This is a genomic window from Lacimicrobium sp. SS2-24, from assembly GCF_002201535.1.
Classification (GTDB): Bacteria; Pseudomonadota; Gammaproteobacteria; order Enterobacterales; family Alteromonadaceae; genus Lacimicrobium.
Map to the genome: position 1 here is coordinate 149,516 of NZ_NIWW01000007.1, position 13,027 is coordinate 162,542.

A 13,027-nucleotide genomic window follows, 5' to 3' on the forward strand; every position below is an offset into this window, starting at 1 on the left:
AATATAAAGCATTCGACTCCTCAGTGGCAAAAAGAAACAAGCTAACTCAAAGACAAAAGCGTCAGGTCAGTCGCAATCTAAGCAGACGCTTAAAAGGCGGTGATGATGGCGCTGCCAATGAAACCCTTGAGGCAATGCAACCGGGTCTGGTGATAGGGCGTTTCGGTCAGCATGCCGATGTGGAGGACCAGGCCGGAAAAGTTCACCGGTGTAACATTCGCCGCACAATCGATTCTGTGGTCTGTGGTGATCGGGTGCAGTTTCGCCCCGGAAAAGATCAAACACTGAATGTCAGTGGTGTGGTCGAAGCCGTGGAGCCGCGCACTACGGTTTTGACGCGCCCGGATTTTTATGACGGGATTAAACCCGTTGCCGCCAATATTGATCAGATCATTATTGTCAGCTCCGTCCTGCCCGCTTTGTCGCTGAACATTATCGATCGGTATCTTGTTGCATCTGAAGATGTCGGCATAACGCCACTGATTCTGATGAATAAGGTGGATATGCTTACTGACGCCCAGCGTCAGGAGGTAGAAAAACAGCTTCAATTGTATCGCGATATCGGATACCAGGTTCACTATGCCAGCTGCAAAACCCAAGAGGGTATCAGTGAACTCAATCATTTGTTCGAGGACAAGACCAGTGTCTTTGTTGGACAGTCCGGGGTAGGCAAATCGAGCCTCATTAATTGTTTGTTGCCTGATGCTCAAGAGGCCATTGGCGATGTGTCATCCAACTCTGGTCTGGGGCAGCACACCACGACGGCAGCGAAGTTGCTGCGCTTTCCCGGAGGCGGCAACCTGATTGATTCGCCGGGTGTGCGTGAATTTTCACTGTGGCATCTACCGGTGGAAAAGCTGACCTGGGGATTTCGTGAATTTCGTGATTTTCTGGGTGGCTGTAAGTTCCGCGATTGTAAACATCTGGATGATCCCGGCTGTCTGTTACGCCAAGCTGTTGAAGAGGGTAAGATCAGCCGCCAGCGGTTCGACAGTTATCATAAGATCCTGGCTGGTATGGATGAGCAGCGTCCTGCGCACAGCAGACCGCCCGGGAAGTAGTTCGACATAGCAGCCCGGCTGGCTGTAAACAATTCCTTCTAGGCAGTAGTTTATTGTTATTTCCTTTCCGCAGTGCCCGCAGGTACAATTCACGTGGTTTTTTTCACAGGATTTACAAGGTGTTGCCAGTTAAAGTCAGTCTTCAATATATTTTTCCCAAGCATGCTGTATCTCGCCTTGTGGGCAAGTTGGCCGCGGCCGAAGCGGGGTTTATCACCACCTGGCTGGTTAAACTCTTTATCCGCCATTTCAAGGTGGATATGCACGAAGCTGAACAATCCGATCCGCGCGCCTATGTCAGCTTCAACCAGTTTTTTACCCGCCCGTTAAAAGAGGGCGTCAGAGAAATCGTCAAAGAGCAGAGCAAACTGGCCTGCCCGGTGGACGGTACTGTCAGTCAGCTTGGCGACATTGAGCACGAGCAAATTTTTCAGGCTAAAGGCCACGACTATAGCCTGACCGCCCTGCTCGGCGGTGATGCGCAGCTCAGTCAGCCCTATGTGGATGGCAAGTTTGCCACTATTTATCTCTCACCTAAGGATTATCATCGCATTCATATGCCCATTGATGGGCAGCTCACCGATATGATTTACGTGCCCGGAGAACTATTTTCGGTGAATCCGTTAACGACGGCACATGTACCGGATTTATTTGCCCGAAATGAACGTGTTATCGCGCTGTTTGATACTCCCAAGGGAAAAATGGCAATGGTGTTAGTCGGTGCCACTATCGTCGCCAGTATCGAGACGATCTGGGCGGGTACTGTGACGCCGCCTACCGGTAAACAGGTGATGCGCTGGACCTATCCGGCTACGGGGAATAATGCGGTATCGCTGAAAAAGGGCGAAGAAATGGGACTGTTTAAACTCGGCTCTACCGTAGTCATGGTATTTGAAGCAGACATGCTTGCCCAGTTCGATGGGCTGGCCAGTGGTGATGTGACTCGCCTGGGTATGCCGATAGCGACGTTGAAGTCCTGACGTGGAGCCGGTCAAAAAGAGTTTGTGGTCACTGCACCTGGCAGTGATCCTGCTCGGGGCCACGGCCCTGTTCTCGCGAATTATTCCGCTATCTGCACTGGATATCACCCTGGGGCGCGCTGCCGTGGCCTTTGTGGTGCTGGCGGCACTGGTGGGATTAACCGGCAATAGTTTGCGCCTGCACAGCAAGAAAGATGCGCTGGTAGCGTTGCTGCTGGGGGTACTGATGGCGGTGCATTGGGTCACCTACTTTGCCGCAATGCAATATTCCTCAGTTTCGGTGGGGATGATCGCGTTATTTACGTTTCCGGTCATCACCGTATTACTGGAGCCTTTCTTTGAAGGCATTCGTTTGGTCTGGCAGGACATTGTCAGCGCGCTGGTGGTACTGGGGGGGATCGGGCTGATTGTGCCAGAGATCTCGCTGGGTAATGACGTTACCCTGGGTATTGCCGTGGGCATTTGCTCTGCCTTTTTGTATGCACTGCGCAATCTGGTGCATCGAAAGTATTTTTCCCACTATGGCGGTGCACAGGCCATGACCTACCAGACGCTGGTGATCGTATTGTGCCTGCTCTGGTTTGGCTCCGACGAACTGTACCAGGCCACGGAACACACCTATATGCTGTTATTGATACTGGGTACAGTGTGCACCGCAGCACCCCATGCTCTGGTGGCTTATACTCTGATTCATCTGCGCGCCAAGACCTTTTCACTGGTGGCGTGTATGCAGCCTCTGTATGGTGTGATTCTGGCGATATTGGTGCTGGATGAAGAGCCAAACTGGCAAACCATGTTGGGTGGAATTTTAGTGATCTGTGCGGCGATATACGAAACAATAAACGCTCACCGGTTACATCCAAAAAAATCGTAAGGGAACCAGTATGCTGGTCATTGCTCATCGTGGCGCCAGTGCCGTTGCGCCGGAAAACACCCTTTTGGCCATAGAAAAAGCCATGGAAATGGGTGTCGATGGTATTGAAATCGATGTTCACGCTGTGGGTGACGAACTGATCGTGATCCATGATCGATGGTTGCACCGCACCACAAACGGCAAAGGTCGGGTCAGTGATATGAGTTTTGACGATCTCAGAAGGCTCGATGCCGGGCAGGGGCAACGCATTCCTACCTTGTGGGAAGTAATGACACAGGTGGGCGGTCGTTGTTCACTGAATATTGAGCTCAAAGGTATCAGCAATGTGATCCCGGTTCTGAGGCTGGTAGACAGGGCGGTGGCCGAACTGAATTTCACGCCCAATCAATTTTTGTTGTCCTCTTTTAATCATCATCTGTTATTCGAAATCAAACAGATCCGCCCTGATCTGCAGGTAGGCGCATTGACCGCATCCTGCCCGCTCGATTACGCGGCCTTTGCAGTTGCGCTGCAGGCTTACTCTGTTCATATTGAACTTAACTTTGTGAACCCGCCTTTCGTGGCCGATGCCAAAGAAAAAGGTCTTCAGGTTTATGTGTATACCGTTGATGAGCTGGTGGATATGGAAATGTTAGTGAGCTGGGGCGTGGACGGTATTTTTACCAATGTGCCGGATCGTGCGCTGCATTTCAGAGATCATCCACGCCTGACCGACGTCACTGCGCCTGTACTCATCAGCGATGAAAAATTAGATTAATTTGCCTCAGTGATCCGCACACTGATGACAACTTTTGCACAGCTTAAAGTTGATAATGTGGGCAGCAATAATCAGCAGTGCACCCACAGCGATGGTGAAAGGTTCATAGGCTTCGCCGAACATATCCTTATTCCAATAGATGAGTCCGCCCAGTACCAGGCTATAAATGGGATAAATTTGCCGGTGATAACGGTAAAACCCTGACAGTAAGGCCCAGAAACCGATGACCATGGAAATGGTCAGAATACTGCGCTCGAACCAGTCCTGGGCCACGAAGCTGGCGCCAATATAGGGTATCAGGGGAATCATAATCGGCAGTAACAGACAGTGAAGAGCACACAGGCTGGACGCCCAGATCCCCATTCTGTCGAGAAAATTGTTACTGCTGTTAACGGACATACGAAAAAAAGCCTGAATCATTAAGGAACGTTATAATATAACATTTGGTTGATTTGGCAAGCCTTCAGACGTAAAAAAAGCGATGAGGCAGCAACAGCTTATTCTTGGTGAATCACATCATCGGGATTAGTCAGAACCGACGTTGGTGTTGTCAGCGACAGATTCCGTCATGGCCAGGGCTTTTTCCTGCATCAGTCTGCTCACCGGAATCAACTGGATTTGCATATCCTGAAGCTTGGGTAACTGCTGTTGCAGAAAGCTCAGGGTTTGCGGATAGGGATGAGCAATGCCGATAGCATTGTTATATTTTCGGGCAATGCGAACAAGTCGGTCGAACTGAGCCTGCATGTGTTTTTGATTTTGAAAATGGTCGAGAAAAACCTGACGATGGGTATTGGGCACACCAAAGCGCGTGGCGATTTTATTGGCTTTGCTGTATCGGGTGGTGCGACTGTCAATGAAAAACAGTTGCTGTTGACGCAAAAATGCCATGGTGGCCTGCATGGGTAGCGTCAGCTGAGTGAGTTTACTGCCCATGTGGTTGTTCAGACCAATGGCATGAGGCACTGAGTCCAGCGCATCGTTAAGCGTGTTCTGAATGGCCTGGTTATCCATAGAGGCGGTGAGTGCGCCCGGACCCAGTCTGTTGCCTGCCAGCGCCTCCATGGGCATATGCAACATGACGTCACGATGCTGTGCGGCGGCTTTTTTGGCATAGGTGGTTGAAAAAGGCGTATGGGGCAAAATCGCAAAAGTCACTTCAGCAGGTAGTGTAAAGGCCTCCACATCCTGTTTACGATATCCCATGTCATCGATGATCAGGGCGATATTGGCCGCGTGGACCGGAAGACTGAGCAGGAGTGTCGTAACAAGGCTGAATATCAGACGCACGATATTGTTATTATTGTGGGTGTTGAAATGATTATAAGGCTTTACCTGAGAATTACTATGGTTGTATCCAGCCAGCAGGATTGATGGCTTCACCCTTATGCCGGAGCTCGAAGTAGAGCCCCGGTTGACTCTGACCGCCACTTTGGCCCACCAGGGCAATTTCCTCTCCGGAGCGCACCGTGTCACCCACGTCTTTGAGTAATGCCTGATTGTTTCCGTAAAGGCTCATATAGCCGTCTCCATGATCCAGCACCATCACCAAACCAAAGCCTCGCAACCAATCGGCATAAAGAATACGGCCATGGTGAATCGCTTTGACACTGTCGCCTGCACGGCCGTCAAACATCGCCCCTTTCCAGCGAATCTGTCCCTGACGTCGCGTTGAAAATAAATTGCGCATGCGCCCCTCAGTGGGTTTAGACAGCTGGCCTTTAAAGGACTGAAGGCCGGCCAGCTCCACTTCCGATGCAGTCGCGCGAGCTTCGGCCCGGGCAATCGCCTGAATCAAATTCTGTTCATTGATTTGTAGTTGTTCGATTTGCTCGGCTTCACTACTGATGCGTTTTTCCAGTGCATTGAGCGTTTGTTCACGGGTGTCCTGTTCCCTTGCCAGCAACTGCCGCTGCGCTTCCTGAACTTGCAGTAACTCATTCAGTTCAGTGGCTTTGAGGCGTAATTCTGATTCAACATTTTGCAGATCCCGGGCCAATTGAGTGAAATTTTCAATTTGCTCAACGCGAGCCTGGTTAAGGTAGCGGTAATAGCTCAGCATGCGCTCAATTCGTGCGGCATCCTCCTGATTTAACAACATCTTGGTGAAGTCATGTTGGCCGGTCATGTAAGCACTGCGAAGCTGATTGCTGAGTGCGCTTTGTTGTTGTGCTATTTGCCTGCGTAGTTGCTTTTGTTGTTCTTCCAGCTGGGCTTGTTGTTGCCGGTTTCGTTCGGCTTGCGCGCGGGTTTGCTTGAGCCCTTTAAACAGCTCCGATAAGGTCTGTTCCGCTTGCTTCAGGGCTTTCTCCAGCTCTTTGGCACTGGCGATGGTGTAGTCCAGTTGTTGCTGGCGCTCCTCAATCTGGGCGCGCAGGGCTTCCAGTTGTTGCGAATTATCCTGGGCATGCAGGACACCGGCGGCACACAATCCCAGCAGCATTACCGTATTGCGGATAATGCTGGAAAAGGTAGGGCATGGCCGGTAACGCTGCATTCGATTAGGACTTCAAGGTGACAATGGGAGTACCGGTCATCTCGTCTGGCTGCGCCATCCCCATAAGATGCAACATGGTCGGTGCAACGTCACTGAGGGTGCCCCCCTCACGGGTGGTGGCATCTCTACCCACATAAATAAAGGGCACTAATTCACTGGTGTGGGCGGTATGGGCCTGGCCGGTGCTACTATCTTTCATCTGCTCCGCATTACCATGATCGGCAGTGATCAGGCATTCACCGCCTGTACGCTGGAGGGCTTCTACTACCCTGCCAATACAATGATCAACGGCTTCACAGGCTTTCACCGCAGCATCGAAATCACCGGTATGGCCCACCATATCGCCATTAGGGTAATTACAGACAATGACATCAAACTCGCCGGACTCGATGGCCTGCACCAGTTTGTCAGTAAGCTCAGTGGAACTCATCTCTGGTTGTTGGTCATAGGTCGCGACCTTCGGAGAGGGCACCAATACCCGCTTCTCACCCTCGAATTCCTTTTCCCGTCCACCGCTGTAGAAAAAGGTAACATGGGCATACTTTTCGGTTTCCGAAATACGCAGCTGACGCTTGTCATGTTTCGCCAGCCATTCGCCCAACACATTGTTAAGTGGTGCCGGTGGATAAGCGCAATCTGTATCAATATCGGCAGCGTATTCGGTGAGCATGACAAAGCCTCCCAACTGAGGTGTCTGCTTGCGGGTAAAGCCACTGAAGTCTTTTTCCACAAAGGCACGGGTAATTTCCCGGGCGCGGTCGGCTCTGAAATTCATAAAGAAGATGGCATCGCCATCTTCCACACCAACGCCATCGCCGATGACCGTTGGCTTTACAAATTCATCGTTTTCATCGCGCTGATAGGCTTGCTCAAGGCCCTCGACGGCCGTTTTTGCGTGATAATCTGCCTGCGCCGCCGTTATCAGGTTATAGGCTGCCTCGACCCGATCCCAGCGGTTATCCCTGTCCATGGCGTAATAGCGCCCGACCAGACTGGCTACCTGACCTGTGCCAATCTGCTCGAACAAGGCTGACGCTTTTTCCAGTGAGGCTTTGGCGCTGCGTGGTGGGGTGTCACGACCATCCAGAAACGCATGCAGGTAGATCTTCTTTGCCCCTTTGGCGGCCGCCAGCCTGATCATTGCGAAGATATGTTGTTCGTGACTGTGCACACCCCCTGGCGACATGAGTCCCATGATATGGACCGCCTTGTCGTTTTCTACCGCCTTTTGCAGATGTTTTGTCAGTACCGGGTTGTGCTCAAATTCGCCATCCTCGATGTCTTTGGTGATGCGGGTGAAGTCCTGATACACCACCCGACCGGCCCCGAGGTTAACGTGGCCCACTTCAGAATTACCCATTTGCCCTTCAGGCAGTCCCACATCCATTCCCGAACCGGAAATCAGGGTGTGGGGACAGGTTTGTGTCAACTTATCCAGAACCGGTGTATTGGCAGCGGCAATCGCATTATCCTGTTTTTCTTCTCGATGACCCCAGCCGTCGAGAATGATTAGCGCAAGTGGACCTTTAAGTTGACTCATGAAGCGGCTCCTTTGGATAAAAGCTGATATCAGGGATACCGGAATGGTAAGGGACACGCAGGTGCAAATCCAATAGTAATCTCAATAAGCTAGATCGAAATGCTCTGCTATGCGCACAGCGGACTGGTTTCTGTAGCGTTTTTCTATATACTTTGCACTCATTTTTTCGCAGCACTTCCATTTTCAGGGGCGATGTTTTTCATGCAACAGCTGATCGAATTTGTCGGTAATCATTATATTCTTTCCAGTATCTGGGTGGCGTTGGCGCTGATGTTTATTTTCAGCCTCATCAGTGGCCGGTTGTCTCCGGTAAAAGAACTGGGGACGCTGGAGATGACGATGCTGATGAATAAGCAGGATGCGGTGGTGCTGGACATCCGGCCGCAGCCTGATTACCGCAAGGGGCATATACTGGGCGCCAGGCAGGTGGGCGCAGAAAAAATGGCTAAGGGTGACTTTTCTGACCTTGAAAAGTACAAAGACAAACCCATTATTGTGGTTTGCGCCATGGGTGTGTCAGCCAAACGAACTGCCAGCCAGTTGCTCAAGTCAGGCTTCAATCAGGTCTTTGTACTAAAAGGCGGCATGAATGCCTGGACCAGCGCCAGCATGCCGGTTGCGAAATAGGCACGCCCACAGTCCGGATGAAGGTGAAGTATCAATGAGTCGCGTCGAGATCTATACCAAGAATTTCTGCCCTTTCTGCGTGCGTGCCAAGCAATTGCTGGATAGCAAGGGTATTGCTTATCAGGAATATCCAATCGATCAGCAGCCCGAACTCAGAGGTCCCATGATTGAACGGGCAAACGGCGCCTACACGGTACCGCAAATCTTTATTAACGATCATCATGTCGGCGGCTGTGACGAGATGATGGCCCTGGAAGCAAAGGGCCAACTCGACAAACTGCTGAACGCATAAATTACTAATATCGACAGGAATTATCATGACAGACGAAATCAATGCAAATGGCGCCGAGGGCGCAAATGGCCAGGCCAATGCACAGGGACAATTCGCCATCCAGCGTATCTATGTAAAGGATATGTCCTTTGAGTCTCCTAACACGCCGGCTATCTTTCAGAAAGAATGGAAGCCAGAAGTCAAAATGGATCTGGATACCCGCAGCACCAAGCTTGACGATAACAGCTATGAAGTCGTGCTGTCCGTGACCGTGACAGCCAAAGCCGGTGAAGAAACCGCCTTTTTGGTGGAAGTACAACAAGCCGGGATTTTCACCATTGGTGATATGTCTGACCAGCAAAAAGCGCACATTATGGGTTCATTCTGCCCGGCAACACTGTTTCCTTATGCCCGTGAGTGTGTTTCCAATCTCGTAAACCGCGGTACCTTCCCACAACTGAATCTGGCCCCGGTTAACTTTGATGCCATATTTGCAGCTTATATGCAGAAACGTGCCCAGGAAGCTCAGGGACAGCAAGACGCGGCTGCCAGCCCGCAGGCCTGATGAGCAATCACGCCGGGATTACCGTGTTGGGGGCGGGGTCATATGGAACCGCCCTGGCATTTTGCTTTGCCAGAAATGGTATTCCCACCCTGCTGTGGGGCCGTGACGCTGAGCAGATTCAGCAGATGCAGCAACAGCGCTGTAACCAGCGTTATTTGCCGGATGCGCGTTTTCCGGATGCCCTGCAGGTAGAGTCTGACCTTAAAAAAGCCGTTCAAGCCAGTCGCAACCTTCTGGTTGTTGTGCCCAGTCATGCGTTTTCCGGCATGCTTGAGCAGCTTAAACCTCTGCTCAGTGAAGAACATCGGGTGGTCTGGGCCACCAAAGGGTTAGAGCCACAAACAGGCAGTTTATTGCAGGACGTGGCACGGCGCATTCTTGGTGATCGTATTTCTCTGGCGGTATTGTCCGGCCCAACCTTTGCAAAAGAGATGGCAGCCGGGTTACCGACGGCCATCTCCTTGTCTTCCCTTGATGACGAGTTTGTCGATGATATCGCCGATATGTTGCACTGCGGCAAATCATTCCGTGTGTACAAGAACGCTGATTTTATTGGCGTTCAGCTGGGCGGTGCGGTGAAAAATGTGATTGCCATCGGCGCCGGCCTTGCAGATGGTATCGGCTTTGGGGCTAATGCAAGAACGGCGTTAATCACCCGTGGACTGGCCGAGCTGACTCGCCTTGGTGTGGCCCTGGGAGCGCAACCCAGCACCTTTATGGGAATGGCCGGTCTGGGCGACCTGGTCTTGACCTGTACCGATGATCAATCCCGAAACAGACGCTTCGGGCTGGCGTTGGGCCGGGGTAAAACGGTGAACGATGCCATGGACAGTATTGGTCAGGTGGTCGAAGGTTATCGCAACACCAAAGAAGTGTATCTGCTGGCGCAGCGAGAAGGAGTGGAAATGCCTATCACGGAACAGATTTACCAGGTGCTGTATGAGCACAAACCTCCCCAGGAAGCGGCGCTTGCCCTGCTGGGCAGGGAGAAAAAGTTCGAATAGACACCGCCCTGAGCCACGGCTCAGGGACGAATGCTGTCATCAGTTCGATGTCATATCGCTCCTTCAAAACCCAGTTGTCGCCAGGCTTCAAATACCATCACGGACACGGCATTAGAGAGGTTCATGCTGCGGCTGTCAGGCCTCATGGGTATTCTCAGACGTTGGTCCGCTGGCAGCGATTCGATGACAGACATGGGTAATCCGCGGGTTTCGGGTCCAAATAGTAAGGCGTCACCCTCAGTGAACTGGACATCCGAATAATAACGCTGACCTTTGGTGGTACAGGCGAACAGACGTTTGGGTGTCACTGATTCGAGACATGTCTGCAGGCTGTCATACTGGCCTATGGCGGCAAACTCATGGTAATCGAGGCCGGCGCGACGCAGTTTTTTATCCTCCCAGCTAAACCCCAGCGGACCGATGAGGTGCAAGCGAAATCCGGTATTGGCACATAGGCGGATGATATTACCGGTATTAGGTGGAATCTCAGGTTGGTAGAGGATAATGTCGAGCATAATCTCAGTCATGTTGTGCAGTTATATTAGCGCTATTGTACAGGTATACTGAGAGACGGTCAGGTACGCAGAAAATGGAAATACATGGAATGAAAGACAGCTACGCATTTTGGGTCAAACTTGCCAGTACCTTTGCTCTGGTAGCTGCATTTTCAATGATCCTGGTGAAAATCTGGGCCTGGTATGTGACCAACTCCGCCACTATGCTCGCGTCGCTGACCGACTCGGTGTTTGACGTGGTTGCCTCAGTGATCAATTTCTTTGTTATTCGCTATGCATTGATGCCGGCCGATGACGATCATAAGTTTGGTCACGGCAAAGCTGAATCGCTGGCAGGATTGGCGCAGTCCGCCTTTATTTTTGGCTCTGCCATGTTGTTGATATTTCACAGTGTCGATCGGTTAAAGGATCCTGCCCCTTTGAATCAGCCGATACTGGCAGTCTATGCGACACTGTTCAGTGTGGTGATGACGCTGATTCTGGTTGCAGTGCAGAGACTGGCGATTCGTCGTACCAATTCCGTGGCCATCAAGGCCGACTCCCTGCATTATCAATCTGATCTGTTGATGAACCTGGCAGTGCTGCTGGCGTTATGGTTGACCACGCAGGGGTGGCTGTCTATGGATGGTTGGTTCGCTATTGGTATTGCTGTCTATCTGATGTGGGGAGCACGCTCTATTGCCATGGAATCGGCCAATGCATTGATGGACAAAGAATTGCCCCAGGAATACACCGACACCATTGAACAAGTGGCCTTGGCTAACCCTAAGGTGCATGGGGTGCATGATATTCGCACACGGCAATCAGGCCGCAATATCTTTGTGCAGTTTCACCTGGAGCTTGACGATAATCTCAAGCTGGTTGATGCCCATGATATTACGGTGAAAGTTGAAGAAGCGGTGAACCGCAAAATACCTGAGGCGGAAGTACTCATCCATCAGGACCCTGTGTCTGTGGCGCAGCCTGCGCCAAAAAATTCAGAATAGCCTCCATCACCGGTTGGCGATATTGATCGGCCTCCATCAAAAGTTCATGCCTGGCTCCGGCAATGGGAATGAGCCGGCAGTTAGGCATAATGGCACACAGATGATCCTGAGCCGCGTTATTGATGATTTGATCGCCTCCGGCCTGTAATATCAGAATCTCTGTTTCTATTGTCGGGGCTTGCGAGAGTAGCTTTTCCAGTGCACTGATCGCAGCTTTAAGCCAGTTAAATGTTACTCCGCCAAGCTTGAGTTGAGGATGCATCTCGTATTCCTGACGGAATAAACGGTAGCGCAATTTGCTGTGGGTCAGAGGATTAATGGCAAAGGGGATGGGAAGATAATCGGTTTGCCCGGGGAAATACCAGGGTCGGCTTGCGACACAGGCGTTCAGTGCCAGCCCGACTTTAAGCAGGACTTTCACTGTCCATGTGGGCAGTGGCATGCGAATACCGTACATTGGCGCAGTGAATACCGCACGGCAGAAATCCTGCGGATAACGGCAAAGATACAGCGTGCCGATGGCGCCCCCCATAGAATGCCCCAGTAACATGGGTTGATGACGGCTGTTTGGCATGACCACACGCTCATAGAAGACTTTCAGATCTTGTACATAATCATCAAAATCTTCCACATAACCCTGTTGTTGGTTTTGCGTCATACGGGCAGAGAGCCCCTGACCACGGTGATCGAGAATAAACACGGCGTAATGGTTCTGGTATAGCTCAAAGACCAACTCCTTGTATTTAAGGTAGCCCTCAATGCGTCCACTGCTGATGACCACCGTCCCTATGGCATTTTCCTGGGGGACAAACGCATAGGCAATGTCGGTGTTGTCAGTACTTTTAAAGCGACCGGTTTGCACCTGATTGTGCCAGAACCCTTTTATCTGGGTATCGTAATCTTGCTCCAGTTCCGTTTCACGCATCACGAAGGATTGCATCAGTAGCTTGGCACCTTGCGTTGATAAGCAGGATCCTCAAAGCGTGGGGAGCTGATAATGAGATCGGCTGAACTTTCGTTGCAGGCTACTGGTACATTCCATACAGAACAAAGACGTAACAGGGCTTTGACGTCGGGATCGTGCGGCGCCGGGTTGAGGGGGTCCCAGAAAAAGAACAGGGCATCGAGTTTTCCTTCTGCGATGAGCGCACCGATTTGCTGATCGCCGCCTAACGGACCACTCTGGTAGCGAAAAACTGGCAAATCCAAAGCCTCGGTCAGCAAACCCCCGGTGGTGCCAGTGGCCACCAGTTTGTGTTTGGCCAGCTGCGCTTTGTGGGACTTCGACCAGCGAATCAGATCGGGCTTTTTATGATCATGGGCGACCAGCGCCAGAGTTTTTTGCATGTT

Annotated in this window: 16 protein-coding genes; 9 read left to right on the plus strand and 7 right to left on the minus strand. The window is 51.4% G+C overall.

Annotation, left to right across the window (positions count from 1 at the left end; genetic code table 11):
* Positions 1-23 precede the first annotated feature (23 nt).
* The 4 genes from rsgA (at position 24) to CCY32_RS12870 (ending at position 3,672) form a co-directional block, all read left to right on the plus strand.
* Positions 24-1,061: a small ribosomal subunit biogenesis GTPase RsgA gene (gene rsgA / locus CCY32_RS12855; RefSeq protein WP_088331317.1), complete on the plus strand. Its 1,038-nt coding sequence runs from the start codon at positions 24-26 to the stop codon at positions 1,059-1,061.
* Between the two features lie 119 nt (positions 1,062-1,180).
* Entirely contained in the window at positions 1,181-2,041 is an 861-nt protein-coding gene (gene asd, locus CCY32_RS12860; RefSeq protein ID WP_088331318.1) for an archaetidylserine decarboxylase, read from the plus strand.
* A 1-nt stretch (position 2,042) separates the two neighbouring features.
* Entirely contained in the window at positions 2,043-2,915 is an 873-nt protein-coding gene (locus CCY32_RS12865; RefSeq protein ID WP_088331319.1) for a DMT family transporter, read from the plus strand.
* A 10-nt stretch (positions 2,916-2,925) separates the two neighbouring features.
* The gene (locus tag CCY32_RS12870; protein ID WP_088331320.1) at positions 2,926-3,672 is read left to right on the plus strand and encodes a glycerophosphodiester phosphodiesterase family protein; all 747 of its coding nucleotides are present in this window, start codon (positions 2,926-2,928) and stop codon (positions 3,670-3,672) included.
* Positions 3,673-3,678: 6 nt separating this feature from the next.
* Here the strand turns inward: CCY32_RS12870 and CCY32_RS12875 are convergent, their stop codons facing one another.
* The 4 genes from CCY32_RS12875 to gpmM all read right to left on the minus strand — a co-directional run bounded on the left by CCY32_RS12875 (position 3,679) and on the right by gpmM (position 7,709).
* Positions 3,679-4,071 (minus strand): MerC domain-containing protein, encoded by a 393-nt coding sequence (locus tag CCY32_RS12875; RefSeq protein WP_088331321.1) that lies wholly within the window; start codon positions 4,069-4,071, stop codon positions 3,679-3,681.
* A 126-nt stretch (positions 4,072-4,197) separates the two neighbouring features.
* Positions 4,198-5,055 (minus strand): divergent polysaccharide deacetylase family protein, encoded by an 858-nt coding sequence (locus CCY32_RS12880; protein WP_246840615.1) that lies wholly within the window; start codon positions 5,053-5,055, stop codon positions 4,198-4,200.
* Complete coding sequence (locus CCY32_RS12885) at positions 5,018-6,169, minus strand: peptidoglycan DD-metalloendopeptidase family protein (protein ID WP_246840616.1); 1,152 nt, start codon at positions 6,167-6,169, stop codon at positions 5,018-5,020. The genes CCY32_RS12880 and CCY32_RS12885 overlap by 38 nt, the downstream gene beginning before the upstream one ends.
* Before the next feature lie 4 nt (positions 6,170-6,173).
* Positions 6,174-7,709, minus strand: a complete 1,536-nt coding sequence (gpmM, locus tag CCY32_RS12890; protein WP_088331323.1) for a 2,3-bisphosphoglycerate-independent phosphoglycerate mutase — start codon at positions 7,707-7,709, stop codon at positions 6,174-6,176.
* Between the two features lie 201 nt (positions 7,710-7,910).
* Between gpmM and CCY32_RS12895 the strand changes: the two genes are divergently transcribed.
* From CCY32_RS12895 to gpsA, 4 genes are read left to right on the plus strand one after another with little or no spacing between them, the layout of a single operon-like run.
* Positions 7,911-8,336 (plus strand): rhodanese-like domain-containing protein, encoded by a 426-nt coding sequence (locus tag CCY32_RS12895; protein ID WP_088331475.1) that lies wholly within the window; start codon positions 7,911-7,913, stop codon positions 8,334-8,336.
* 34 nt (positions 8,337-8,370) lie between these two features.
* The gene (grxC, locus tag CCY32_RS12900; RefSeq protein WP_088331324.1) at positions 8,371-8,628 is read left to right on the plus strand and encodes a glutaredoxin 3; all 258 of its coding nucleotides are present in this window, start codon (positions 8,371-8,373) and stop codon (positions 8,626-8,628) included.
* 25 nt (positions 8,629-8,653) lie between these two features.
* Positions 8,654-9,172 (plus strand): protein-export chaperone SecB, encoded by a 519-nt coding sequence (gene secB, locus CCY32_RS12905; protein WP_088331325.1) that lies wholly within the window; start codon positions 8,654-8,656, stop codon positions 9,170-9,172.
* Positions 9,172-10,176 (plus strand): NAD(P)H-dependent glycerol-3-phosphate dehydrogenase, encoded by a 1,005-nt coding sequence (gene gpsA / locus CCY32_RS12910; RefSeq protein ID WP_088331327.1) that lies wholly within the window; start codon positions 9,172-9,174, stop codon positions 10,174-10,176. The genes secB and gpsA overlap by 1 nt, the downstream gene beginning before the upstream one ends.
* A 50-nt stretch (positions 10,177-10,226) precedes the next feature.
* Here the strand turns inward: gpsA and trmL are convergent, their stop codons facing one another.
* Positions 10,227-10,691 (minus strand): tRNA (uridine(34)/cytosine(34)/5-carboxymethylaminomethyluridine(34)-2'-O)-methyltransferase TrmL, encoded by a 465-nt coding sequence (gene trmL / locus CCY32_RS12915; protein WP_088331477.1) that lies wholly within the window; start codon positions 10,689-10,691, stop codon positions 10,227-10,229.
* 89 nt (positions 10,692-10,780) lie between these two features.
* On the opposite strand from trmL, the gene CCY32_RS12920 reads away from it, so the two are divergent.
* Positions 10,781-11,677: a cation diffusion facilitator family transporter gene (locus CCY32_RS12920; RefSeq protein ID WP_088331478.1), complete on the plus strand. Its 897-nt coding sequence runs from the start codon at positions 10,781-10,783 to the stop codon at positions 11,675-11,677.
* On the opposite strand, the gene CCY32_RS12925 is transcribed toward CCY32_RS12920, so the two are convergent.
* Positions 11,622-12,617, minus strand: coding sequence for an alpha/beta fold hydrolase (locus CCY32_RS12925; RefSeq protein ID WP_088331329.1), 996 nt, complete (start codon positions 12,615-12,617; stop codon positions 11,622-11,624). The two genes, CCY32_RS12920 and CCY32_RS12925, sit on opposite strands and share 56 nt — an antisense overlap.
* The gene (locus CCY32_RS12930) at positions 12,617-13,024 is read right to left on the minus strand and encodes a methylglyoxal synthase (RefSeq protein WP_088331331.1); all 408 of its coding nucleotides are present in this window, start codon (positions 13,022-13,024) and stop codon (positions 12,617-12,619) included. Before CCY32_RS12930 ends, CCY32_RS12925 begins: the two co-directional genes overlap by 1 nt.
* Positions 13,025-13,027 lie beyond the last annotated feature (3 nt).

Bases quoted from the DNA above. Each gene is read 5' to 3' on its own strand.
- grxC (WP_088331324.1), top strand. From the start codon at position 8,371: ATGAGTCGCGTCGAGATCTATACCAAGAATTTCTGCCCTTTCTGCGTG.
- CCY32_RS12920 (WP_088331478.1), top strand. From the start codon at position 10,781: ATGAAAGACAGCTACGCATTTTGGGTCAAACTTGCCAGTACCTTTGCT.
- secB (WP_088331325.1), top strand. From the start codon at position 8,654: ATGACAGACGAAATCAATGCAAATGGCGCCGAGGGCGCAAATGGCCAG.
- gpsA (WP_088331327.1), top strand. From the start codon at position 9,172: ATGAGCAATCACGCCGGGATTACCGTGTTGGGGGCGGGGTCATATGGA.
- CCY32_RS12875 (WP_088331321.1), bottom strand. From the start codon at position 4,071: ATGTCCGTTAACAGCAGTAACAATTTTCTCGACAGAATGGGGATCTGG.
- CCY32_RS12925 (WP_088331329.1), bottom strand. From the start codon at position 12,617: ATGCAATCCTTCGTGATGCGTGAAACGGAACTGGAGCAAGATTACGAT.
- CCY32_RS12870 (WP_088331320.1), top strand. From the start codon at position 2,926: ATGCTGGTCATTGCTCATCGTGGCGCCAGTGCCGTTGCGCCGGAAAAC.
- trmL (WP_088331477.1), bottom strand. From the start codon at position 10,691: ATGCTCGACATTATCCTCTACCAACCTGAGATTCCACCTAATACCGGT.
- gpmM (WP_088331323.1), bottom strand. From the start codon at position 7,709: ATGAGTCAACTTAAAGGTCCACTTGCGCTAATCATTCTCGACGGCTGG.
- CCY32_RS12895 (WP_088331475.1), top strand. From the start codon at position 7,911: ATGCAACAGCTGATCGAATTTGTCGGTAATCATTATATTCTTTCCAGT.
- CCY32_RS12885 (WP_246840616.1), bottom strand. From the start codon at position 6,169: ATGCAGCGTTACCGGCCATGCCCTACCTTTTCCAGCATTATCCGCAAT.
- CCY32_RS12930 (WP_088331331.1), bottom strand. From the start codon at position 13,024: ATGCAAAAAACTCTGGCGCTGGTCGCCCATGATCATAAAAAGCCCGAT.